The 23,651-nt window shown below is 52.3% G+C and carries 21 protein-coding genes; 18 read left to right on the forward strand and 3 right to left on the reverse strand.

The genetic code is table 11. The features are described from left to right. Window positions 1-49 precede the first annotated feature (49 nt). The 4 genes from RJP21_RS23605 (at window position 50) to RJP21_RS23620 (ending at window position 4,208) form a co-directional block, all read left to right on the forward strand. On the forward strand, window positions 50-1,585 hold the full coding sequence (locus tag RJP21_RS23605) for an ABC transporter ATP-binding protein (RefSeq protein ID WP_310861488.1): 1,536 nt from the start codon (window positions 50-52) through the stop codon (window positions 1,583-1,585). Continuing rightward, complete coding sequence (locus RJP21_RS23610) at window positions 1,585-2,664, forward strand: ABC transporter permease (RefSeq protein ID WP_160042429.1); 1,080 nt, start codon at window positions 1,585-1,587, stop codon at window positions 2,662-2,664. The genes RJP21_RS23605 and RJP21_RS23610 overlap by 1 nt, the downstream gene beginning before the upstream one ends. Then, a complete protein-coding gene (locus RJP21_RS23615) occupies window positions 2,665-3,627 on the forward strand; it encodes an ABC transporter permease (RefSeq protein WP_310861489.1) in 963 nt (320 codons plus the stop codon). A 269-nt stretch (window positions 3,628-3,896) separates the two neighbouring features. Next, window positions 3,897-4,208, forward strand: coding sequence for a hypothetical protein (locus RJP21_RS23620; protein WP_310861490.1), 312 nt, complete (start codon window positions 3,897-3,899; stop codon window positions 4,206-4,208). 85 nt (window positions 4,209-4,293) lie between these two features. On the opposite strand, the gene RJP21_RS23625 is transcribed toward RJP21_RS23620, so the two are convergent. After that, window positions 4,294-4,740: a GNAT family N-acetyltransferase gene (locus tag RJP21_RS23625; protein WP_373309224.1), complete on the reverse strand. Its 447-nt coding sequence runs from the start codon at window positions 4,738-4,740 to the stop codon at window positions 4,294-4,296. A 784-nt stretch (window positions 4,741-5,524) separates the two neighbouring features. Between RJP21_RS23625 and ilvB the strand changes: the two genes are divergently transcribed. The 3 genes from ilvB (at window position 5,525) to ilvC (ending at window position 8,926) form a co-directional block, all read left to right on the forward strand. Then, window positions 5,525-7,270, forward strand: a complete 1,746-nt coding sequence (gene ilvB / locus RJP21_RS23630; RefSeq protein ID WP_160042423.1) for a biosynthetic-type acetolactate synthase large subunit — start codon at window positions 5,525-5,527, stop codon at window positions 7,268-7,270. Window positions 7,271-7,272: 2 nt separating this feature from the next. Next, window positions 7,273-7,758 carry an acetolactate synthase small subunit gene (gene ilvN, locus RJP21_RS23635; protein WP_160042421.1) on the forward strand — a complete coding sequence of 162 codons (486 nt, stop codon included), beginning with the start codon at window positions 7,273-7,275 and terminating at the stop codon, window positions 7,756-7,758. A 175-nt stretch (window positions 7,759-7,933) separates the two neighbouring features. Beyond that, complete coding sequence (gene ilvC / locus RJP21_RS23640) at window positions 7,934-8,926, forward strand: ketol-acid reductoisomerase (protein WP_160042411.1); 993 nt, start codon at window positions 7,934-7,936, stop codon at window positions 8,924-8,926. A gap of 129 nt (window positions 8,927-9,055) precedes the next feature. Here the strand turns inward: ilvC and RJP21_RS23645 are convergent, their stop codons facing one another. After that, a complete protein-coding gene (locus tag RJP21_RS23645; protein WP_310861491.1) occupies window positions 9,056-10,036 on the reverse strand; it encodes an aldo/keto reductase in 981 nt (326 codons plus the stop codon). A gap of 243 nt (window positions 10,037-10,279) precedes the next feature. On the opposite strand from RJP21_RS23645, the gene leuB reads away from it, so the two are divergent. The 5 genes from leuB to RJP21_RS23670 all read left to right on the forward strand — a co-directional run bounded on the left by leuB (window position 10,280) and on the right by RJP21_RS23670 (window position 15,632). Continuing rightward, a complete protein-coding gene (gene leuB / locus RJP21_RS23650) occupies window positions 10,280-11,359 on the forward strand; it encodes a 3-isopropylmalate dehydrogenase (protein ID WP_310861492.1) in 1,080 nt (359 codons plus the stop codon). Window positions 11,360-11,741: 382 nt separating this feature from the next. Further along, complete coding sequence (locus RJP21_RS23655) at window positions 11,742-12,290, forward strand: peroxiredoxin (protein ID WP_160042405.1); 549 nt, start codon at window positions 11,742-11,744, stop codon at window positions 12,288-12,290. Window positions 12,291-12,572: 282 nt separating this feature from the next. Beyond that, window positions 12,573-12,980 carry a hypothetical protein gene (locus tag RJP21_RS23660; RefSeq protein WP_160042403.1) on the forward strand — a complete coding sequence of 136 codons (408 nt, stop codon included), beginning with the start codon at window positions 12,573-12,575 and terminating at the stop codon, window positions 12,978-12,980. Between the two features lie 383 nt (window positions 12,981-13,363). Next, entirely contained in the window at window positions 13,364-14,476 is a 1,113-nt protein-coding gene (locus RJP21_RS23665; RefSeq protein ID WP_310861493.1) for an ATP-binding protein, read from the forward strand. A gap of 214 nt (window positions 14,477-14,690) precedes the next feature. Next, entirely contained in the window at window positions 14,691-15,632 is a 942-nt protein-coding gene (locus RJP21_RS23670; protein WP_310861494.1) for a serine/threonine protein kinase, read from the forward strand. Here RJP21_RS23670 and RJP21_RS23675 read toward each other — a convergent pair. After that, a complete protein-coding gene (locus RJP21_RS23675; protein ID WP_397386266.1) occupies window positions 15,595-17,700 on the reverse strand; it encodes a VWA domain-containing protein in 2,106 nt (701 codons plus the stop codon). The two genes, RJP21_RS23670 and RJP21_RS23675, sit on opposite strands and share 38 nt — an antisense overlap. 394 nt (window positions 17,701-18,094) lie before the next feature. Between RJP21_RS23675 and RJP21_RS23680 the strand changes: the two genes are divergently transcribed. The 6 genes from RJP21_RS23680 to RJP21_RS23705 all read left to right on the forward strand — a co-directional run bounded on the left by RJP21_RS23680 (window position 18,095) and on the right by RJP21_RS23705 (window position 23,577). Then, window positions 18,095-20,263 (forward strand): transcriptional regulator, encoded by a 2,169-nt coding sequence (locus RJP21_RS23680; protein WP_160042395.1) that lies wholly within the window; start codon window positions 18,095-18,097, stop codon window positions 20,261-20,263. Between the two features lie 229 nt (window positions 20,264-20,492). Beyond that, on the forward strand, window positions 20,493-20,927 hold the full coding sequence (locus tag RJP21_RS23685) for a membrane-associated protease 1 (protein ID WP_160042393.1): 435 nt from the start codon (window positions 20,493-20,495) through the stop codon (window positions 20,925-20,927). 60 nt (window positions 20,928-20,987) lie between these two features. Then, complete coding sequence (locus tag RJP21_RS23690) at window positions 20,988-21,509, forward strand: J domain-containing protein (protein WP_310861496.1); 522 nt, start codon at window positions 20,988-20,990, stop codon at window positions 21,507-21,509. Window positions 21,510-21,540: 31 nt separating this feature from the next. Beyond that, window positions 21,541-22,083 (forward strand): FHA domain-containing protein, encoded by a 543-nt coding sequence (locus RJP21_RS23695; protein WP_310861497.1) that lies wholly within the window; start codon window positions 21,541-21,543, stop codon window positions 22,081-22,083. A 49-nt stretch (window positions 22,084-22,132) separates the two neighbouring features. Beyond that, a complete protein-coding gene (locus tag RJP21_RS23700) occupies window positions 22,133-22,648 on the forward strand; it encodes an FHA domain-containing protein (protein ID WP_160042389.1) in 516 nt (171 codons plus the stop codon). Window positions 22,649-22,662: 14 nt separating this feature from the next. After that, window positions 22,663-23,577: a PP2C family protein-serine/threonine phosphatase gene (locus RJP21_RS23705; RefSeq protein ID WP_310861498.1), complete on the forward strand. Its 915-nt coding sequence runs from the start codon at window positions 22,663-22,665 to the stop codon at window positions 23,575-23,577. Window positions 23,578-23,651: the final 74 nt, after the last annotated feature.

A 23,651-nucleotide genomic window follows, 5' to 3' on the forward strand; every position in this document is an offset into this window, starting at 1 on the left:
TTGTCTTACGTTTTTCGCTAAAGCCAAAATAATGATAAAGGGTGATCTCATGGATGCAGCGACCCCTGTCGTTGAGTTGAAGCAAATAACCAAGCGCTTTCCCGGCATTGTCGCCAACGACTCCATCAGCTTGAAGCTGCATAAGGGAGAAATTCATGCGTTGCTCGGTGAAAATGGCGCCGGCAAGTCGACGCTCATGAATATCGTTTTCGGATTGTATCAGCCGGACGAGGGAAGCATCGAGGTTAACGGCAAACCCGTCATCATCGACAGCCCGAATAAAGCCATTGAACTCGGCATCGGGATGGTCCACCAGCATTTCAAGCTGGTCCAGCCTTTTACCGTGACCGAAAACATCGTGCTCGGGATGGAACCTAAAAAAATGGGCATTCAACTCGACTATAAGACTTCGGTTGCCAAAATCAAAAAGCTTTCCGACCAATACGGCCTCAAAGTAAATCCAAATGCCAAAATCCAAGATATTTCGGTCGGCATGCAGCAGCGCGTCGAAATTTTGAAGACGCTTTATCGCGGCGCGGATATTCTTATTTTTGACGAACCTACCGCCGTTTTAACCCCTCAAGAGATCAACGATTTGATGGACATCATGAAACGTTTGGTCGAAGAAGGCAAATCGATTATCCTCATTACGCATAAATTGAAAGAAATCATGCAGATTTCCGATACCGTTACGATCATTCGCCGCGGCAAGGTCATCGACACCGTCAAAACGTCGGAAACGAATCCGAATGAGCTTGCCGAAAAAATGGTCGGACGCAGCGTCTCCTTCAAAGTGGACAAGAAGCCGGCTTCGCCGAAGCAGAATGTGCTCGAAGTGCAAAATTTGACGATGAAAAATAAAGAGGGCATTTCCGTGTTGAAGGGGCTCAACCTTAACGTTCGCGCAGGCGAAATTCTCGGAATTGCCGGCGTCGACGGCAACGGTCAAAGCGAGCTGATCGAAGCGATTACGGGGCTGAGTCATGCCGATGGCGGGGTCATCAAGATCAATGGCAAAGACATCACGAACAAAAGCCCGCGGTCCATTACGGAAAGCGGCGTATCCCATATACCGGAGGACCGTCATAAACACGGGCTTGTCCTTGATTTTACGATGAGCGAAAACATGGTATTGGAAACCTATTATAAGCCGCCATATAATAAGGCCGGATTTTTGAACAAAAAGGAAATCGACAAGCAGGCGAAAAGGCTGATCGAGGCGTTTGACGTCAGAACGCCGAGCATCGAGACGAAAGCCCGTTCGTTGTCCGGCGGCAACCAGCAAAAGGCGATTATAGCCCGGGAAATAGACAAGGATCCGGATCTTTTGATTGCAGCCCAGCCGACCCGCGGTCTGGACGTCGGCGCGATCGAGTTCGTGCAAAAGCAGCTGGTCGCGCAGCGCGACCAAGGCAAAGCCGTGCTGCTGATCTCTTTTGAATTGGATGAAATCATGAATGTATCCGACCGGATTGCCGTCATTTATGAAGGACAAATCGTAGGCGAAGTATTGCCTGAAGAAACCAACGATCAGGAGCTTGGCCTCATGATGGCGGGCAGCAAGATTACGGGAGGTAAGGCCTAATGAGCAAATTGTTTAAAATTTTATCCGTGGACAACCTCCTGGTACCGTTGATTGCCATTATTTTTGGCCTGATCGTCGGAGCTATTATTATGCTGATCGGCGGTTATGATCCGCTCCTAGCCTATAGTTCTCTTTTTACGACCGTCTTCGGCAACACGTACGATTTCGGGGAAGCCATCCGCGAAATCACGCCGCTGATCATGACGGGCCTCGCCGTTGCCTTCGCGTTCCGCGCGGGACTGTTTAATATCGGCGCCGAAGGACAATATATCGTCGGCATGACGGCTGCGACGGCTGTCGGCATCAAATTGTCGGGGCTGCCGATTGTCGTGCATGCGCTTGTCGCGATTATTGCCGGCGGCCTTGCCGGCGGCATTTGGGCCGGCATTACCGGTTACCTGAAAGCAAAACGCGGCGTCAACGAAGTCATTATTTCCATCATGCTGAACTGGACGGCGCTTTATTTCAGCAATTATATCGTGCGCAACTTTTTGCTTGAAAAAGGCCAGCAACGATCCGAGGAAATTAAGGACACGGCATCCATTTCGATCGCATGGCTGTCCGACGCTTTTAATAACGCCCGCATGCATTGGGGTACAATCATCGCTATTTTGGCCGCCGTTTTCTTTTTCGTCTATATGTGGAAAAGCAAACAAGGCTATGAGCTGCGTGCCGTTGGACACAACGGGCATGCTGCGCAATATGCCGGCATGAACGTGAGCAAAAATATCGTCAAAGCGATGTTTATCAGCGGCGTGTTCGCCGGATTGGGCGGCGCGTTCCAGGTGCTCGGGGTGTTCCATTACCAAGCGATTTTTACCGGCTCGCCGGGCGTCGGTTTCGACGGCATCGCGGTCGCGCTGATCGGCATGAACCATCCTTTCGGCATCCTGTTGTCCGCATCGCTGTTCGGGGTACTGACTTACGGTTCCGCGGGGATGAGCTTCGGCGCTGACGTACCGCCTGAAATTATCCGGATCGTCATCGGTTCGATCATATTCTTTATTGCCGCACAAGGCATTGTGCGCTGGGTTCTTAAGCCCTTCTATCTTAAGCGCAAGAAAGAGAAGGTGTTGTAAATGGATTGGATGACAACAATCGGCCAGCTGATTAATACGACGCTTGTTTTTTCTACCGCGCTCATCTTTGCCGCTTTGGGAGGCATCTTCTCTGAACGTTCCGGCGTCATCAACATCGGGATTGAAGGCTTTATGACCTTTGGCGCGTTTGCCGCCGGGGTGGCGGCGTTTTACGCCGAAGACGCGGGCATGGGGGCCGCTTCGCCCTATATCGGCATTTTGGCCGCATTGGTCATGGGGGCGATCGCCTCTTTGATTCATGCCGTCGCTTCGATTACGTTTAAGGCGGACCAGGTCATCAGCGGTGTCGTCATTAACTTCTTGGCCGCAGGCAGCACGCTGTACATGGTTAAACTGCTGTTCGAGGGTTCGGGCGAAACGACGCTGCTTAAGGAAGGCCTCGCGAAGGTGCCGATTCCGCTGCTGTCGAAAATTCCGATCATCGGGGAAGGATTATTCAACAACTACATCACGACTTATTTGGCGATCATTTTGGTGTTGGTGTCCTTTTACGTGCTCTACAAAACATCGTTTGGCCTTCGTCTCCGCGCCGTCGGCGAACACCCGAGCGCTGCGGATACCGTTGGCGTCAAGGTGCTGCGGATGCGCTACCTCGGCGTTATTCTGAGCGGTACTTTGGCGGCTCTCGGCGGAGCGACCATTACGCTGACGACGACCAATACGTTTTCGCATAATACCATTTCGGGTCAAGGTTTTATCGCGATCGCCGCGATGATCTTTGGCAAATGGAATCCGCTTGGCGCTTTCGGAGCGGCCGTGTTTTTCGGTTTCTCGCAAGCGATTGGGAACTACTTCCAATTGTTTGCCTGGTCCAAAGACATTCCGCAAGAGTTTATCTACATGCTCCCTTATGTGCTTACGGTGATCGTCCTTGTCGCCGCGGTCGGGAAATCTTCCGCGCCTGCCGCACTCGGGGAACCGTACGACCCGGGGAAACGATAAGGCTTCCGCCTCAAACAAAAAGGCTGCATCCATGGGATGCGGCCTTTTTTGATAATATCACAGACCCATTACTTCCTGATATTACAAGAAAAACCATCTTTAGACGCGGTCTGTCTTCTTAGGAAGTACGTCGATAAACGTTTTTCTTATTTTCATATTTTATAGGAATAGGCACCAAACTTGACGGTACACCGGGCTATGGAACAAGCGCAAAGGAAGCTTTCGGAATAGACTGCCATTGAACACACTTGGAGGAGGGATCTTAATTTATGCAACAGACTGTTACCCGTAAACAAGCGCAAAAGCTGATCGGTCAACATATAGTGGCTGTCAAAAAAGATGGCAATCTCGTTACTGGCAAGCTTCTTCGCATTTCCGGCAACCGTTTGATTCTTCAACGCAGCAAGGGTAAAAAAGTGCAAACGAAAGCAATCATTCCGCTTGTCTTGTTTGATCTTTTGGCCATCGGAACGGCTCCTTACGCCGGATTCTACGGAGGATTCGGACCTTACGGTGCTCCTGGATACGGCTATGGACCATACCCTGGAGCATATCCGGGAGCGTACGGCGGATTTTACTAAGAAAACTATCAATTTAGAAAATGATGAAAAGTATAAACATCCGGGAACGGCCGCATCGTAAAATGTTGTTACAGGTTTAGGCCGGTCAAAGCGCTTTTTCAAGTTCGTGGCATTGATTAAGGGTATGGTACCGCACCATGAAATAACCCATTTTCCGGTAAAATGATAAGCCGCTGGCGTTGCCTGCGTCAACCATCACTTTGGCCCGAGTGCACCCGCGTGACGCCGCAAATTTTTCGGCATGCACCATCAGCAGATTGCCCCATCTTTTGCGTTGTGATTCGGGTGCGACGGCCAGCATATCGATGTACAGCAGCTTGCCGTGCAGGATGAAATGGACAAATCCGAGCGGGTCGTCTTCATAGCGTTGGCAGGCGATGAGGGTGATGCCGCGGCTCAGTCTTTTCGGAACGTCTTTGCGAACGGCTTCGAGTTGAGCCGGGGACAGATGCGAGATGGGGACAAGCTGGGAATCGATTAACCGCATAATGAACGTATCGTCTTGTTTCGGTCTCCGATAACGGATCATCATGTCTGACCTCCCTTCAAGATGGGCTTCTTCGAAGATGAATTCATGTCATCATATGAGTGAAGCTTGCATACGGTGTACGCACCTCCCCGAAAGGGATTTTTCATTTTTTAGAAATATGGGTATTGACTTTTAAGTTCGAGGGAACATATAATGTGTCTAAACATTTTAACGAACATATTGCGATCGGCAATGAAGAGGACGAAGTTTAAAGGGCTCTTTTGCTCAGAGAGTGTGAGGATTTGCTGCAACCTCCACCAAAATCCCTTTTATACGAGCTCACCTCGGAGCTGTTCTCCTGAAACGCGCTAAAGCTTATTAGGGAGAATCGTAAAGTCCACGTTACGGACTTAAGGTATGGGAACGGCTGTTTTGCTTGTCTTGACCCGATCCCGATACCTGATGAGGCCGGACATCGCGAGATGTTTGGCAAATATGGGTGGTACCACGGAAGCGCAACCTTTCGTCCCTCACGCAGAAGATTTCTGCGTGACGGGCGGAAGGTTTTTTTGTTTTCCCGGTATCGGAACGAAGGAACAACGAGAACGCGCATCCCGGTATCGCTGAAAGGACCTCCCGTCGGCACGGCCTTATTTCCGTGAAAGTACGTCGACAGACGTTTTTCTTAGATGCGAATCAATTTCATAAGGTTCGAAAGGCAGCAATGAAACGATGTGTAGGCAATCAACCCGTTTTGAATCTATAGATCGTCAAAATTGAACTGCCGATGATGTTGTGAAATTGACTCATGTCACATGTATGTAAATTTTGAGGAGGAGGATGACTGATGAGCGCGCAAATTCCTGAAGTGCGGTCTACAGAACAATTACGTGAGAAATGGATGAAGTCGGAAGTCATTACCGGCTCGGAAATATTGCTTCGCAGCCTTTTGCTTGAAGGCGTCGAGTGTGTTTTCGGATATCCAGGCGGGGCAGTGCTTTACATTTACGATGCGATGTATGGATACGAGGATTTCAAACATGTGCTGACTCGTCATGAGCAGGGCGCGATTCATGCGGCCGACGGTTACGCAAGAGCCAGCGGCAAAGTCGGCGTATGTATTGCAACGTCGGGACCGGGGGCGACGAATCTGGTCACAGGAATTGCCACCGCTTATATGGATTCCGTTCCTCTGGTTGTCATTACGGGCAACGTGGCTACTTCCTTGATCGGAACCGATGCCTTCCAGGAGGCCGACATTACGGGTATCACGATGCCGATCACGAAGCACAGCTACCTGGTCAGGGACGTCAATGATCTGCCGCGGATTATCCACGAAGCCTTCCACATTGCTTCGACGGGACGCAAAGGTCCGGTCCTGATCGACATTCCGAAGGATGTTTCGGCAGCGAAGACTTTGTTTGAGCCAAGCAGTAACGCGGTAAACCTTCGCGGCTACAACCCGCGTCTGGTGCCGAACAAACTGCAGCTGGACAAATTGGTGAAGGCGATTGAGGAAGCCGAACGCCCGCTCATTTTGGCAGGAGGCGGGGTCATTTACTCCGGAGGCCATGAAGCCCTTTACGAATTCGTCAAACGGACGGAAATTCCGATCACGACGACGCTGCTTGGACTCGGCGCTTTCCCGAGCGGGCATGAGCTTTGGACCGGAATGCCGGGTATGCATGGCACATACACGTCGAACATGGCGATCCAGAAATCGGATTTGCTTATCAGCATCGGAGCGCGCTTCGATGACCGGGTAACAGGCAACCTGAACGGATTCGCCCCGCATGCCAAAATCGTGCACATCGATATCGACCCTGCCGAGATCGGCAAAAACGTCCCGACGGATATCCCGATTGTCGGCGATGTAAAAACCGTACTGGAAATGTTGATTCCGGAAGTGAAACGCGCGGACAAAGCCGATGAATGGAGAGCGTGGATCCGGCAGTCGAAAGAGGAGCAGCCGTTCAGATACGAGGACTCCGATACGGTGCTCAAACCGCAGTGGGTCATCGAAATGCTGAACGAAACGACGAACGGCGAAGCGATCGTGACGACCGACGTCGGCCAGCACCAAATGTGGGCGGCGCAATATTACAAGTTCAGCCAGCCGCGTTCGATGATCACATCCGGCGGCCTCGGAACGATGGGCTTCGGATTGCCTTCGGCGATCGGTGCTCAAATGGCCCATCCGGAACGGTTGGTCATCTCGATTAACGGGGACGGCGGAATGCAAATGTGCTCCCAGGAGCTGGCGATCTGCGCAATCAACAACATTCCGGTCAAAATCGTCATCATCAACAATCAGGTGCTCGGCATGGTGCGCCAGTGGCAGGAGCTGATTTACGACAATCGCTACAGCCATATCGACCTGGAAGGAAGTCCGGATTTCGTCAAGCTGGCTGAAGCTTACGGCGTAAAAGGCCTTCGGGCAACGAACAAGGAGGAAGCGCGCAAAGCTTGGGCGGAAGCGCTTGAAACGCCGGGACCGGTCGTTGTCGAGTTTGTGGTCAGCAAGGGTGAAAACGTGTATCCGATGGTAACTCAAGGCTCGACCATTGATCAAATGCTGATGGGAGATGCATAAATATGAGTACGAGACATACCATTGCCGTTTTAGTAAATGACCAGCCGGGCGTTTTGCAAAGAGTTTCCGGACTTTTTGGCAGACGGGGATTTAATATCGAGAGCATCACGGTAGGGCAGTCCGAAGAGCCTGGACTCTCGCGCATGGTCATCGTTACGCTTGGCGACGAGCACACCTTGGAGCAGATCGAAAAGCAGCTGTATAAGCTGATCGACGTTATTAAAGTCGTCGATCTCAGCTCTAATCCGATGGTGGCAAGGGAACTGGCCCTCATCAAGGTCAACGCCGAGCCGTCGGAGCGTCCCGAAATTATGGGCGTAGTCGAAACGTTCCGTGCGTCGGTCGTTGATATCGGCAGCCATAACCTGATGGTGCAGGTGGTTGGGGATACCACCAAAATCGACGCCATGATCGAACTTCTGAAACCTTACGGCATCCGCGAGCTTTCCCGGACCGGTGTCACCGCGATGATTCGCGGAAATGTATAATCATACACAATCGTCATTTTCATAACGCCCGCCGAAGAGCGGGGGTTTGAAGGGATCCCGAACATGTTGGCCGGCGCTTGGGATAGCAGCTCATTTGATTCCCGCCCGCTAAAGGTCTCTTGAAACACCCGCTCTTCATAAGGGTTGTTTTAAAAACAAAGGAGGACTTATAACAATGGCAGTTACGACTTATTATGAACAGGATGCAGAACTCAGCGTATTGAAAGGGAAAACGGTTGCCGTCATCGGTTACGGAAGCCAAGGCCATGCCCAGGCGCAAAACCTGCGCGACAGCGGCGTAAAAGTGATCATCGGCCTTCGCGAGGGCAAATCCTTCGATAAAGCAAAAAACGACGGTTTTGAAGTATACTCCGTTGCCGAAGCGACAAGCAAAGCGGACATCGTGCAAATCCTGATGCCGGACGAAACGCAAGCGGCGGTTTATAAAAACGACATCGAACCGAACCTGAAAAAAGGCGCGGCATTGATGTTCTCCCACGGCTTCAACATCCATTTCGGACAAATCGTGGCGCCAAAAGACGCCGACGTGCTTCTGGTCGCTCCGAAATCTCCGGGTCACATGGTTCGCCGCACGTACGTTGAAGGTTTCGGCGTGCCTGGACTGATCGCCATCGAACAGGACGCTACCGGACAAGCCAAGCAAATCGGCCTTGCTTATGCCAAAGGCATCGGTTGTACACGTGCAGGGGTTATCGAAACTTCGTTCCGCGAAGAAACCGAAACCGACCTGTTCGGCGAACAAGCCGTACTTTGCGGCGGCGTAACCGCCTTGATCAAAGCAGGCTTCGAAACGCTCGTGGAAGCGGGATATGCACCTGAAATGGCATACTTCGAGTGCTTGCATGAAATGAAGCTGATCGTCGACATGATCTATGAAGGCGGCATGGCCAACATGCGCGATTCCATCTCCAACACCGCCGAATACGGCGACTACGTGACTGGACCACGCATCGTGACCGATGAAACGAAAAAAGCGATGAAAGAAGTGCTTGCGGATATCCAACAAGGCAAATTCGCCCGCGACTTCATCTTGGAGAACCAATCCAACCGCGCATTCCTGAATGCGACCCGCCGCAACGAAGCAAACCATCCGATCGAAATCGTTGGTTCCCAGCTGCGCGAAATGATGCATTGGATCAAGAAATAATCCTATTTATACAAATATTCGGCTTATCCCCGGAAGGGGAAAGCGCATCTTTCGATTCAAAAAAAAAGCAGACCGCCGTTTGGCGGTCTGCTTTTTTTTGCCATTTAAGAGGTTCTCCGAATGTCTCCCTTACCACGCATAAGCTTCCGGAGCTTCGCCGCCCGGTCCCGGGAAAATTTCATCCAGGCGCTTCAAGACGGCTTCGTCCAGCTTCAAGTCGATCACGCGCAGCGAGCTTTCGAGCTGCTCCAGCGTACGCGGTCCGATGATCGGCGCCGTGACGGCCGGATGGGTCAACAGCCAGGCCAGCGCGACGTTATCCTGCGGTTCGCCGATTTCATTGCATAATTGCGCGAAGGCCTCCAATTGGGCGCGGTGTTTTTCGATTTTGTTCGGATTACCGCCGCTGCGGGTGCCTTCCAGCTTTTTCAGCGCATTGCGTCCCAGCATGCCGCCGTCAAGCGGGCTCCAGGGGATGACGCCGAGCCCCATCGCTTTGGCTGCGGGCAACACCTCAAGCTCCGGCAGGCGGCAGTTCAAATTATATTTATGCTGCTCAGCGACAAGTCCGAGAAAATGACGGTTTTGCGCTTTGCCTTGCGCCTCGGCGATTTGCCATCCTGCGAAGTTGCTGGAACCGACATACCCGATTTTTCCTTGCGATACGGCCAGCTCGAATGCGCCCCAAAGCTCGTCCCAAGATACGTTGCGGTCGACATGATGCATTTGGTACAACTCGATATGGTCGGTTTGCAGACGTTTCAGCGAGCCTTCCAGATGACGGCGGATTTTGTATGCGGACAAACCTTCCTTGCCGTTGGGCCCGTCGGCGGGATCATGCATATTGCCATGAACCTTGGTTGCCAGAACGACCTTTTCGCGGCGTCCCCCGCCCTGCGCAAACCAGCGGCCGATGATCGTTTCCGTAAGGCCGGCGTTTTCTCCCCAGCCGTAAATGTTTGCCGTATCGAAAAACTGGATTCCGGCATCCAGCGCGGCATCCATAATGCGGAACGCTTCCTTTTCGTCCGTCGCCGGGCCGAAATTCATCGTTCCGAGGCATAAGCGGCTGACCTTCAGACCTGATTTCCCGAGATAGGTATACTGCAAATCGTTCATCTCCTTCAGCGAAAGTTATGGTCTATACCATACCATTGTAACTGGAGAAATGAGGAATAGGAATGTGGGAAATTACGATGCGGGGCGAATCGTTTACTCGTAAAAGCCGCTTATAGGAAAATACTATAAAGGTGATAGATTCTATATCTTGGTCAATGCCCTTGGGAATGTGATACAACAGTAGGTAGAAGAACTGATCAGTGAGTGAAGGAACCAGAAGGAGTGACGGAAACCATGCCAGAAGTGAAGAAAATTGCCGTAATCAGCGGGGACGGAATTGGGCCGGAGGTCGTGGCCGAAGCCGAGAAGGTGCTGAAGCGTACGGAAGAGCTGTTTGGCTATTCGTTTGAAACGGAGCATGCTCTTTTCGGCGGGATCGCGATTGACGAGAAGGGAACGCCTTTGCCGGAGGAAACGCTTGCGGTATGTAAAAATGCCGACGCCGTGCTGCTCGGCGCCGTAGGCGGACCGAAATGGGACAGCAATCCGAAGGAATTGCGTCCGGAAACGGGATTGCTCGGAATCCGCAAAGCGCTTGGGCTGTTCTCCAATCTTCGTCCGGCGGTTGTATTCGACTGCCTGAAGGATGCTTCGACACTGAAACCGGAAGTGCTTGAAGGTACGGATTTGATGGTCGTTCGCGAATTGACCGGCGGAATTTATTTCGGCGACAAATTCAGACGCCAAGGCGAAAATGGGGAAGAAGCGGTCGACACTTGCGTGTACAACGTCGCCGAAGTGGAGCGCATTGTGCGCCAGGCGTTTGAAATCGCCCAGAAGCGCCGCAAAAAGCTTGCTTCCGTCGACAAGGCCAACGTGCTTGAAACCTCCCGTTTGTGGCGGGAAGTCGTCATTCGCGTGGCAGCGGATTATCCGGACGTTGAGCTGGAACACGTACTCGTCGACAACTGCGCAATGCAGCTGCTCCGCCGCCCGGCAAGCTTTGACGTCATCGTAACGGAAAACATGTTCGGCGACATTCTGAGCGACGAAGCGGCAATGCTGACCGGATCCATCGGCATGCTGGCATCGGCTTCGATGGGCGAAGGCGCCTTCGGCTTGTACGAGCCGGTACACGGTTCCGCGCCGGACATCGCCGGCCAGAATCTGGCGAACCCGATCGCCACGATTTTGTCGCTGGCCATGATGCTTCGCCTGACCTTCGGGTATGCGGATGCGGCGGACGCCATCGAAGCGGCGGTAACGAAGGTTTTGAACGATGGCCACCGCACCAGCGACATCGCCGTCGACAAGAGCAAAGCAATCGGCACCCGCGAGATGGGGGACCTGATCGTCGCGGCGATGCAGAAATAAATAATCCAAGCAAAACAATCCAAGCGGGCGTCACCTTAACAAAGGCGACGCCCGCTTGCCGTATGTACGGAAACCAAAAGGCGCATACTTAAAATATGTGCAAAAAAAGGGTGCAAACATCGACATATATAATAGGAAGCTTTTTGTTCAACAATTGGAGGATGAATGTTCACCAAATTGTTTAATTTATAATTATTATAAATAAATAACGAATATAATCTTGACTTTGAAAAGGGCGGATGATAACATTTTAAATGTAGGTTCCGCCGGGATCACACATACTTTGAAACAAGAAAAACTAATGTTTTTCTTTCAAATAGAATAGGCGCAAGGCTTGTCCTTCCGGCTGTTCTATAGATATCATAAAGGAGGATTTTTAAACATGGCAGAACGTTTAGTAGGTAAACCCGCTCCCGATTTCACGATGGAAACCGTACTTGGTGACGGCTCCGACTTCAGTAAAGTAAGCCTGTCCGACTACCGCGGCAAATGGCTCGTATTTTTCTTCTATCCTTTGGACTTCACATTCGTGTGCCCAACGGAAATTACGGCTCTTAGCGAAGCCGCTTCCCAATTCAAAGCGCTGGACGCTGAAATCCTGGGCGTAAGCACGGACTCCATCCACAGCCATAAAGCTTGGATCAACACGCCAACGGACGCAAACGGACTGGGCAAAATCAACTTCCCGCTCGCTTCGGACATCACGAGATCCGTTTCGAAAGACTACGGCGTATACATCGAAGAAGAAGGCGTAGCGCTGCGCGGCCTCTTCATCATCAACCCTGAAGGCGAACTGAAATATCAAGTGGTTAACCACAACGATATCGGCCGCAGCGTTGAAGAAACATTGCGCGTGCTTCAAGCTCTGCAATCCGGCGGACTTTGCGCAATGAACTGGAAACCAGGCGACAAAAACCTTGTTACCAACTAAGTTTTAAACATAGGACAAGCCCCCTTTGTTCGGCATAAGGATGCACCTTATGCCTGCAACGGGGGCTTTTTACACCTGAGCGGGCAAAAACGAACGGACTGCGCCGAAAGTGCGAGAACAAGCAAAAGCACAGTAGGCCTTTAAACCGATTTTTGCCATAAATCCGAAGCCGGAAGGCAGGAATTTAATCCAGCTGAGTCGAAGTGAAAAAAGGAATCGACATCAATATAAGCGAATACATTTATGGAGAATGCGGTGGAATCAAGAGGAGGGTGAACTGGCATGAGTTATTGCTGCGGAGCGAGTATGGTTGGAACGAAGGGAACGTTGAAGCATTACCGCACCCAGGTCCATAATGTTCCCCTGCTGTTCTGTCCCGTGTGCCACCGGGTTGAAGTTCATTATAAAGTCGAAAACGAATACGAAATTTTGGCCGAATATGCGCATGGAGACGGGACTGCGGAGATCGATTTTCAAGATTACGTCGTGGAGGATGACGAGGCGATATTCGAAAACGTCGTCAACTGCGAAAAGGAGGACCCGAAAGAAATCGTACAAAGCCAAATCGATATGGCACTGGACCTGCTGACCATCGCCAAACAGATGAAGGACGAGAAATGGGAGGGCGAATTAAAGAAAAGGCTGGCTGTGATGAGCCAGCGGAGACTGCGTCTCCAGCACAAAGCATGATATCCGATCATGTCCAAACTCTATTACGGAAGCAGCAATGCCTGATATAATAGATAAAAAAGCATCAGTACATGCGCTTCATGTATTTGATGCTTTTATTTTGGGCGAAATTTAGGTCGATTTAACTAGAAACTTGTTTTTTCGACAGTTTCTCCGATTGTGTTTTCCGTTTACCTTGTCTATGATAAAGCTATCATTTAGGTTGTACAAATTTTCCAAGTTTATCGAGAAGTTGAAGGATTTCTGTAATCGCAAGGAGAACATTGGTAATGCGGTCCGATCATATTAGAAGGTCACGTCGATCGACGTTTTCTTTTTGTTTGTCGTGTAGTTGAAGAATAGGAATGGGGGAAAACGCCTTCATTTCCGAAAGGGGGAGTATCGTGTTGGGCGATATCCAAGAGACGCTGTTACAGTCCCTGGAGGCTTTTCAATCTACGCAGCTGGTAAAAAACAAGTACGAAAACATTTTGGAGCATCTGGACAGCGGCGTCATGCTGTTTGACGGTGAAGGTGTGCTGACGTTCATTAATGTTCAAATGGCAAGGCTGCTTGAAGTTTCCCGCAAATCCTTGACGGGATGTACGATCGTGCAGATTTTGCGCCATCCGCAGCTGAGCCGGTACAAAAAGAAAAAGATATTGCGGATTTACCGCGAAACCCTGATCCATCGCAAAAAATATCACGAGCTGACGGACGAGTCCGGAAGACAATGGCTGCTGACGGTCACCGACGGTGATCAAATGGATGGCGATTATTTGTTTAGCGTTAAAGACGTGTCGGATTTCAAGCAGATCGAGCAGACGGCTTACCGCAACGACAAGCTGGCCATGTTAGGCAAAATATCCGCCTCCATTGCCCATGAAATCCGGAATCCGCTGACAGCCATTCGCGGCTTTATCCAGCTTCTCCGTCCTCATCTGATTAAACTGGGGAAGGACGAATATGCCCGCATTATTTTGACCGAAATCGATCGAGCCAATGATATCATATACGAATTCCTGAATTCGTCGAAGCCGTCCGCTCCGCAAACCACCGTTATTTCCGTCTCTTCGCTGCTGAAGGAAGTCGTTCTGCTGACCGAAAGCGAGGCGCTGATGAAGGGGTGCCAAGTGATCCTGCACGACGACATGCAGCCGCTGCACATCTCGGTAGACGTAAAGCAGATCAAACAGGTGATTTTGAACATCGTCAAAAATGCGATGGATGCCATCGATCCGTTGGGCGGCCAAAACGGAGGGCTTATTGAAATTCAGGCGCACCGGGACAACAAAAACGTACATATATGCATTTCCGATAACGGCAGGGGAATGGACCATAACACGCTTTCCCATCTTTTTGACCCGTTTTTCACGACCAAAGAAAGCGGGACAGGCCTCGGCTTGTCGGTTAGTTATCGGATCATCAAAAACCATAAAGGTTATATCGCCGTCAACAGCACCGTGGGCCAAGGCACGGAATTTATCATTTCGCTGCCGATCGTGGAAGTGGTGTAACGGCACACAGACGAAAATACGCCTGTTCCTTCGCCGCACGGTTGAGGGGACGGGCTTTTTTTGCTCAGCATGGTTTGCCGGGCGTAGGTTTGGCCGTGAAAGACATGTGCAGGAATCTTTTCCAGCACTTCAAAATTTAAGTTTTCAAGCAAAAATACGATATTAATAGTATAAGGGTTTGTTTAAAAACAAGAAGCAAAGCGGAGGGGGAAAGGTGGACATTTCATTGAACGGAAACGACCTGAAACGGAACTCGATCGTGGGCGGAAAAGCATTCGGCTCAAGCTTCGCATACCGGATCCGCAAAACGCTGGCATCCAGCGAGCTATCGATCGTCTATGCGGCGCGGAACGATGAAGAGGGAACCCGCTGCATCATTAAGGAGTTTTTTCCGAAAGCGTGGGTGCGAAGAGGAAAAGACGGCGTCAGCGTGCGGCGCAAAGCAGGGATGGCGGAGGAGAAATACGGCCTGCTGTGGAACGCTTTCCTCAACGAAGGGGAACTGCTTGAAAAAAGCCGGCATCCGGGTGTAGTCCGCTGTCTGGACCGTTTTGAGCAAAACGGCACGGCCTACATCGTCACGGAATACCTCGAAGGGGTGACGCTGGACCGTTACATAGCGGATTTAAGCGAGGAAGCGGACCCGGAGTTCCTGTACAAAACGATGATCCCGCTTATCGAAGCGCTGGAGCATATTCACCGGAACGGCGTTATTCACCGGGATGTAAAGCCAGGCAATATTATGATCGGCAAGGATGGAAGCGTGAAGCTGCTTGATTTTGGCTCGGCCATTTCCGTACATGAGCAAAACGGCGGATACCCGATCTTTACGACTGCGGGATATTCGCCGCTGGAATTGTATTCGGAAAAATCCCGCCAAGGGCCTATAAGCGATATTTACAGCTTGTCGGCGGTGCTTTATTTTTGCTGCCAAAAAAACGCGCCGACCGATGTCCGCAAAAGACTGTTCGACGAGCAGCTGGAGCGGCTGGGGACAGGATTGCGGCGTTCCTGGCCGTTCCTGTCGCCCATCGTGAAGCGCGGCCTTGCCGTTTCGCAGGACAAGCGCTGCGCTTCGCTCCGATGGTTCAAAGCCGCCCTGGCCATGGAGTACGCGACTAGCCCGTCTTTTCGCCGGAAACGCCGGTCCGGATAAAAATATTGGTGCTCGGCTTGATCGCTTTGTAGCGGATCTCGATTTCCGTGATGCCGTCCTCGAATGTAATGTACAGCTTGTCGTTATATTCGAGGATTTCTTTTTTGTTCGCTTTCAGCGGCGTCCGGTTCCGCACGAGCGCACAGCGCGTCGTATGCTTGACGATCAGCCTGCCGTTTTTGGCGGCGGTAAACACGATGTGCTCCGCTTCCGGAAGCGGCTCGTTGACGTCGAGGCTTTGGAACAATTCCATCAGGCTGACCTTGCGTTTGGCAAAGGAAGTCAGCGGCCAGTATTTGACCGGAATTTCGCTGCCGCTGGCCGTCGCCAGAAAATATCCTTCGAGCTTGCCGGTTAAAGCCGGTTTTGGACGAAGCCAAAAGTACAGGGCGGTACCCAGAACCAGCAGCAGGGCTGCGCCGGCCAGGCTCCACTTCAGTACGGTATACTTCGATTGGACATGGATCGTCAGTACGGCGGTTGCTTGTCCGCCTTCCGGGTCGGTCGCCGTTAACGTTACGGCCGATTGTCCGGTATGGAGCGGGGAGAGCATGAGCTTGCCGCCGCTGAGCTCCGCTTTTATTTTGGAGCCGTCCTCTTTTGCGTCCTGAATCCCATACGTCAAAGGATCCCCGTTAGGGTCCGTAAACAGATCGTCTAAAAGAACTTCCGTTTTGCCGTCTTCTTTCGTAAGCTGCAGCTGTTGTTTTCCATGGACCTCCGGGGCAAGATTTACGATCTTTTGCGATTGTGCCGGGCCATGCCGGTAAAAGCTTGGACCGTCCATTTCGACATGCCACTCGTATGTTCCCGATTTCGGGAACGCGTATTCCGCATAAAACCGGGTCCCCTCGTTTTTCATCTCCACTTCCGACACTTTTTTGGAAGCAAGCTCCTTCACGACCAGTTTGGTTTTGAGCGACGCGTACACTTCGGCGTCTCCAAGACGCTGGTTGTTGTCCGAACGGACGAGAAACGCCTCGATTCCGGCAGGCTTGCCTTTGATCGCTTCTTTTTCGGTCAGAGCCGCTTTCGCCTCCAGCGCATAACTTCCAAGCAGATTGATCTTGATCAGATCGCCCGGCGTTCCGCGGAACTTGAGCTTGGCGGTTCCTTTTTGCGGCTGCGAAATTTTGATCAGCGTGTAACTCGCCGACTTGAACATACGGATGTTCTCCGAGTTGTAGAACAGCTGCGACTCTTTCAGCGGATGTTCGGACAGCAAAATCATGTTGGCCTCATCCATGCTGGAGTTTGGAATGTCCACCTGAATCTCCTGAAGATTTCCCGTCGCCGTGACGCCGGCCACCGGCATCAGCACCGAACGCATTTCTTTCGCAAAGATCCGGTTGAAAATTTCCGGCAAATCGTCGGCGCTGCTTGTAATGTAAAACGTTCCGCCGGTCTCGCTCGCGATCCGTTTCAGTTCGTCGGTGTTTACGGTACCGTCGTGATTCAGGCCGATCGTGTAGATCGGAAACCCTGACTTCTTGGCCTGAGCGATCGCGCTGCCCACGTCCTTGGCGGAATCCGCCTTTGTCCGCTTCTGCTGGAACGGCCCGAAATCCGTTTCGCCGTCCGACAACAAAATCATAAACGGCTTTCGGCCTATATTCTGGTTATCCTGCTGGCCGGATGAAAGCAGCTTGCTTCCCGTGAGCAGGCCCAATCCAAGGTCGGTATAACCGCTGCGCCGGAGCCCGTTGATGCTGCTTTTGATTTCGTTTTTCTTGGCGGCAACGGAAATCGCGGTCAGGGGCTTGGAAGCCACGATTTGATGATTGTAGGCGACGAATCCGACCCGCGTCCGGCTCGCATCGCTAATATCCATAAACAGTCGAATCACTTCCCCGGCGGACCGGTTCGGGTCGGCATGGTTCATGGAATAGCTGGTATCAAGCACGAACATGGCGTCAAAAGCCTCCGGCGGCGCCTTCTGGACAGATTCGGCGGACGCCTGGCGGCCGTCATAAAAAACGGATGTGCAACACGCAAAAACTAAAATCAGGAGTTTAGTCCTAAGCAAACCGATTTTTGAACCACTTTTTCCGTTCTTATTGCGCAACATCTCTGAATATCCACCTCGCGAACTAAAATGTGACATATTTGGATGATTGGTCCCATTTCCTCGTGTATCCCACATATATCGGATGAACCTGATCGATTTTGAATAATATTCCAAAAAATAGGACTAAAATTGGGGGTTTTTTACTTAAAGGGCTTTTTTGTAGGCCGTTTGTCCCTGTCTCAGGAATAAGTGCTAGATATTGACAATTATTGCGGGCACTGTTTAATATAACCCCAACAGGCCCGAGTTCCGAAGCTGGGTCTCAAGGGCAGTTTTTTAGCCGGGCGTATAGTCATGGTGAACTGGCTGCCGCCGGCTGGAATAGCGGGATGTTCGTCACGTTTGCGTCCGTGCCGGCCGCATCCGTCATACCAACGGGAGGGGAAATAGCGAAGTGGACATTATCAATCAGACCAATCGAACGATGCTGTTTGAGGAAATCAATCCGGAAAAGCTCGATTTGATCACGATTGTCGGTGACGTCAAAGGCATCGACAGTCTCAGCGACGACAAAATCAAGGAAATCAACGCCCATCTGCTTGTGCGCAGCTTCGACGAATTTTTGAACAAGTTTTCGCCGACGGTGTACTCCTTTTTTAACGCGGCAAACCAGAAAGTGGTGTACACGCTGAAGAAGCCGGAGGGCATCGCCGAGGAGGCGATCTCGGAAATCCGGATCGACCAGAACAACGACTTCCTGAAAATGCTGTTTACGCTGATCGATACGAAGCGAAGCCAGGGCATGACCAACGTGGATTTCAAATTCGAGCATTTGCTCGACATGATTTCCCCGAAAAAGGTCATGGACGATATCCGCCAGGTGCGGAAGGAAATCCATTATTTGTACGGCCAATACGAAAAGCTGGATGACGAAGATCCGAAAAAGCTGGACATGGGCGATAAGCTGAACGCGATGTTCGAGGAGGCCAGCGCCAACTACAACAACGTGATGGCGATGCTGCCGCTGGCGATCGAGGATATCAAAACGCGGCTGCTGCTCGGAAGTTCGAACGAAGAGCGCGACGCCGAAACGGTTCAAGTCGGGATGCTGACGATCGGCGAAAGCGGGGAGCTAAAAATCATCGAAGCGCCGAAAAGCGAAAGCACCGAGCTCGTGCTGCTTGACGACAACAGTTCCAGCGACCTGGCGCTCGTGTTCGAGGAGGATTACAACTCCATCACGGAAACTCCGTCGGGTTACGTCAAGGATTTGGTTGTGCGTACGTTTAGCCCGCTGCCGGCGGTACGCAATGAAGTCAACGTGGAAGTCGAGGTTCAGAACTACAATACATATCTCGAATTTTACAAAACGGCCAAAGACGATTTCGTGAAGACGGTCAAACCGCTTGTGGAGAAAATCCTCGGCGTGAAAATGTACTTCGACCAATACGCCGTCAAAAACAAAGGGATGGCCCCGTCGCTGCTCATTACGAACAACAAGCTCGACATGACGGTGAAAAGCGCCAACATTCCACGCCTGGAAACGTATTTGAACACGGTCAACGCCAAAAACGACTTTACCGATACGATCTGGTTCGGCATCGTGCCTTCGGTGGAGCTGGAGAGCGCCGGCAAAGTCAAGGTGACCCGCGAACGCTTCAAAGGCAACGAAAAGGTGATCAAGCAGGACGGCAACACAATGGAGTCCTTAACGATGCTGCTTCAAGTCATCAAGGATTTCAAGGTCCAGCTGTTCTTCAACTTCGAATCCGGCGAAGAGACGACGTTCAGCAGCATGGCGACGGCCGGCATCGACAAATACATCGACAAATGCGCGCCGCTGCTGCGCAAGGAATACAGCGAATACGCGGTGCCGTGCGTGCCGAACTTCACGATCATCCCGAAAGAGAAGTCCGGGGTCATCATCGACAGCCGGATGATTCAGACGGAGAACGGGGCCCAACTGTCCCGCGAAAAGGAAGACATCCTGAAGCTGTGGATCGAAGGCGTATACGTCGGAGCGGCTTACGTCGCGGCAGGCATCGTTTCCGCTTACCAATGCCCTGAATACTTGAAGGAATCCTTCCGCAACACGAGCAAGGAGTTCCCGGGCGTGCGCTTCGACATCGAAGCGGGCGACAACAGCCTGCGCGCCGTCACGACGATGGCCAAAGAAATTACCGGTTTCACCAATACGATCAAAGATTCGATCAACCGTAAAAACTTCGGATTTATCTTCTCTTCCGAAAATGCCCAGCTGCAAGGCAAGGACATCCGCCGGATTACCGTGTACAAAGCGAGAAGCCTGGCGGCGTCGGAAGACGGATTTGATTCTATATACAAAACGCTGGTCAGCACTTATATCGAGCGCATTTTGCGCTTCCAGACCAATGACTTCAAGCATGAGAACATCATCAAGTTTTTCAGCAACAATCCAAGCAGCCAGAAGAGCCTGTGGCTCGCCAAACGGGGGTTCATCAACTCGATCATTTACGACGGCGACGACATGAACTACATCATCGACGAGAAAAACAATTTGTGCCATATCGATCTGATCTACAACGGCAACGTGAAGAACCTCGAAGTCATGATCACGAAAGGCACGAGCCCGGTCAAAGCTTGATCGCAAAGCTTAAAGCTAAAGGCAGGCTGCGGGAACCGGCGGCCGAGGATGGACGTGTTATGCGCATCCATGCCATTCGTCCGGTTCCGTTACGCATGATGCAGGCAATCGCCTGAAATGTCAGCTGTATGTGGGGGGACGGGCCTTCACGGCCTGTCCCATTACATAAATTCCGGGCATGATCCCATGCCCGGGCCATATTACACCTATTTTTGAGGAGGAAGCACTTATGGGATTCAGATTGAAAGTAGAAGGCGCAGAAACAATCGAGCTTGGTTTGGACAACATCCAAAAAGTCGTTTACGACACCGATACGCCGGATGATTCCAACGCAAGATCCACGGATGTGGGCTCCACGCTGAGAATTATCGGTAAAATCATCACCGCTACCGACGGCGACAAGGCCGACGACACGCTGAAATTGGCGCTGTGGTCCCTCGTTCCCGCCGAAAAAGCGGACTGCTACCGCAAGCTGACGCTGGAAGTGATCGCAGCGAACCAGGTGGTGCGCGAGGTCGTATTCCCGAACGCTTTTGTGGTCGATTACAAAGAAACGTTTGGAGACACCGAAGGCGTGGGCCAATTCGAGCTTTACGTCAAACAAAAACGCGACAAAACCGAGCTTGCCAAGCTCAACGGCGGATATCCCGTCAACGATATCTAATGATTCCAGCGGGCCGAATCCGGCCCGCGGCAGACAAATCTCAAGGGGCCTCCCGGCCTCTTGGGATTTCCTGTACTTTGCCTGAGGGCCGTGAAGCCTGAAGGCATTACTGGCGAAAGCGGGGAAAACAGCGTGGCGGATTATTACGAAATACTCGGCGTGGCCCGTCAGGCGGGAGCGGCCGAGATCAAGCAGGCTTACCGCAAGCTGGCCAAACGCTGCCATCCGGACGTCAATCCCGGAGATCCGGAAGCGGCGCGCAGGTTCAAGCAAATCGTCGAAGCGTACGAAACGCTGAGCGATGAGACCAAACGCGCGGCCTATGACGACCGGCTGGTCCGGGGAAAGCGTTCCGCACACGAGCGGAAGACGGGACCGGAGGAACGCAGCGGGACGGGCGCCAAAGCGGCGCAAGGAGGTCATTTTGATCCTGCCCGGGTGCAGGAGCAGTTCGCGCAGTTTTTTGGCATGTCGCCCAAAGGGCAAAAAGACGCAACGGACAAAAAAGGGAATGCAAAAGAGCGGAATCCGATGGATACGTCCGCCATGTTCGAGCAATTTTTCGGTTATCGCAAAAAATAAATGATTCAAACGCCAAACGGGGGTAACGGATGTGAAAACGGAGAAATCCGGATCGATTGTACTGATAGATCTGTTGATATACGGGATATTGGCCGGTACGGTGCTGTATGCCCTGATCCGCCCGTTTCATTACATACTGCAAATGTTCATCGTCGCGGCAGCAGCCGGGATGGCCTGCGTGCTGATCTGGACAGGAGGCCGCCGACCGGGAAGCATGGCCCGGAAAGGATCGGCGGAAATCGCCAAAATCGTCCTGCTGGACGATGACGGGGAACGCGTGAAGGAATGGTTCGTCAAAGGCGAAATCTCGGTTTTGATCGGAAAAAGCACAAGCCAAGGCGAGGTTGACATAGATTTATCGGACTGTGAATATGCGTCGCTGATCAGTCCGGAACACGCGGTGTTGAACCGCGTCGGCAGCGAGTGGTTTATCGAGGATGCGGATTCGAACAGCGGGACGGGCATCCGCAAGGCAGGGCGCAGCGATGCAAGCAGGTTGGTCGTCGAGGAGCCGGAGCGGCTCGGCGCAGGGGACATGATCTTTATCGCGAATACGCGGCTGCTGGTCAAATGACCCGGCTTTGTAGTATAGATCTCAATACATACGGGGGAATGAGTTTACGATGAGCTTGACGAGATGCCTGAATGGACACATGTTCAGTACGAGAAAACACGGCAATACGTGCCCGTACTGCAATACGACGCTGGAGAAGCCCGCGCGCAGCGAAACGGCTCGGCCTCAGGCGGCGGATATGGACGAAAAGACGATGCCCTATTTGGGGGAGACGACCGGCATACAGCCGGTGACGGGCTGGCTGGTTTGCGTCGAAGGGCCGCAAATGGGCCAGGATTACCGCATCATGGCCGAAAAAAATTTCATCGGCCGCGCGGAAGAAATGCATATCCGCATCATCGGCGATAACGGGGTATCCCGGCGCAACCACGCGGTTATCGTCTACGATCCGAAAAAACGCAATTTTTATTTGCTTCCCGGGGACGCCTCGGGACTCGCTTACCATAACAACGAAGCGGTCTATTCTCCCGTCGAGCTGAACGCCTACGATCTGATCCAGCTCGGGCGCAGCAAATTCGTATTCGTGCCGCTCTGCGGACCCCACTTCGAGTGGGATAACGGTTAAGGCGGGATATCGGCATGGGAAACTGGGATTTTATCGACAAGTACGGCGTGCTGATGGCGGCGGCCCTGCTGGTTGCCGTATTGTACGCGGCGCGGCTCATGCTTCAGAGGCGGCCGGCACCGGCGCCGGCGCTGCAGGCGGCAGAGGATTGGGCTTTCGAGGAGGCGGGCGACGAATATGCCCCTCCATCGGCGGTTCCGGAGGTTGAGATCGGCAATGCGCAGACCATCGGACGCAGGGCGGAACAGGACGATTATTTCGCAAGCGCGGCCACCCGGGTAGGAACGATGGCGGTCATCGCCGACGGGATCAGCGGACTTTCCAACGGCCGCATGTCCAGCACGCTCGCGGTGACGACGTTTACCCGGGAATTTTTGAAGGTCGAGGACCCGCGCGAAATTCCCGATTTTTTCGGCAAAGCGGCGTTTGTCAGCAATCGGGCGATTATGGAGCAGCTGGGCGGCGAAAACGGCGGAACGACGCTTGTTGCGGTCGTCATATGCGGAAGAAGGCTGCATTGGGGCGCCGTCGGGGACAGCCTGCTGATTCTGTTTCGGGATGGGGAGCTCATGCCGGTGAACTCCAAGCATACGCTGCAGACGATGCTGGAGGAGCGTTATTTATCCGGCGAAATCAGCAAGGAGGACATCGAGCAGAACCCGATGCGCAATCAGCTGACCAACTATTTGGGATACGGCGGTTTTAAAAGCATGGAAATCGGCGAGCCGGTGTATTTGGAGCCCGGGGATACAGTCGTGTTATGCAGCGACGGCGTGGTGGATGCGCTGACGGAAGTCGAGCTGGAGGAAATTTTGATGCGGAAGCTGCCGCCGCAGGAGACCGCCGAACACATCATCGAAGGCGTTGAGCGGAAAGGCTTCAAACATCAGGATAACGCCACCGTCATGATTTTGCGGAAAAGGGATTAATCCGGTCTGCCTGGCGGGAAATCCGGAAGGCCGGATGTGGATAACACGCAGCAGGAAACGGGGAAACGGAGGAG

Source organism: Paenibacillus sp. VCA1, assembly GCF_031583795.1.
Classification (GTDB): Bacteria; Bacillota; Bacilli; order Paenibacillales; family Paenibacillaceae; genus Paenibacillus_AQ; species Paenibacillus_AQ albilobatus.

Coding starts and splice junctions, on each gene's coding strand:
- RJP21_RS23655 (WP_160042405.1), top strand. CDS start 11,742: ATGGCAGAACGTTTAGTAGGTAAACCCGCTCCCGATTTCACGATGGAA.
- ilvN (WP_160042421.1), top strand. CDS start 7,273: ATGAGTACGAGACATACCATTGCCGTTTTAGTAAATGACCAGCCGGGC.
- RJP21_RS23675 (WP_397386266.1), bottom strand. CDS start 17,700: ATGTTGCGCAATAAGAACGGAAAAAGTGGTTCAAAAATCGGTTTGCTT.
- ilvB (WP_160042423.1), top strand. CDS start 5,525: ATGAGCGCGCAAATTCCTGAAGTGCGGTCTACAGAACAATTACGTGAG.
- RJP21_RS23620 (WP_310861490.1), top strand. CDS start 3,897: ATGCAACAGACTGTTACCCGTAAACAAGCGCAAAAGCTGATCGGTCAA.
- ilvC (WP_160042411.1), top strand. CDS start 7,934: ATGGCAGTTACGACTTATTATGAACAGGATGCAGAACTCAGCGTATTG.
- RJP21_RS23610 (WP_160042429.1), top strand. CDS start 1,585: ATGAGCAAATTGTTTAAAATTTTATCCGTGGACAACCTCCTGGTACCG.
- RJP21_RS23605 (WP_310861488.1), top strand. CDS start 50: ATGGATGCAGCGACCCCTGTCGTTGAGTTGAAGCAAATAACCAAGCGC.
- leuB (WP_310861492.1), top strand. CDS start 10,280: ATGCCAGAAGTGAAGAAAATTGCCGTAATCAGCGGGGACGGAATTGGG.
- RJP21_RS23700 (WP_160042389.1), top strand. CDS start 22,133: ATGAGCTTGACGAGATGCCTGAATGGACACATGTTCAGTACGAGAAAA.
- RJP21_RS23705 (WP_310861498.1), top strand. CDS start 22,663: ATGGGAAACTGGGATTTTATCGACAAGTACGGCGTGCTGATGGCGGCG.
- RJP21_RS23615 (WP_310861489.1), top strand. CDS start 2,665: ATGGATTGGATGACAACAATCGGCCAGCTGATTAATACGACGCTTGTT.
- RJP21_RS23685 (WP_160042393.1), top strand. CDS start 20,493: ATGGGATTCAGATTGAAAGTAGAAGGCGCAGAAACAATCGAGCTTGGT.
- RJP21_RS23625 (WP_373309224.1), bottom strand. CDS start 4,740: ATGATGATCCGTTATCGGAGACCGAAACAAGACGATACGTTCATTATG.
- RJP21_RS23660 (WP_160042403.1), top strand. CDS start 12,573: ATGAGTTATTGCTGCGGAGCGAGTATGGTTGGAACGAAGGGAACGTTG.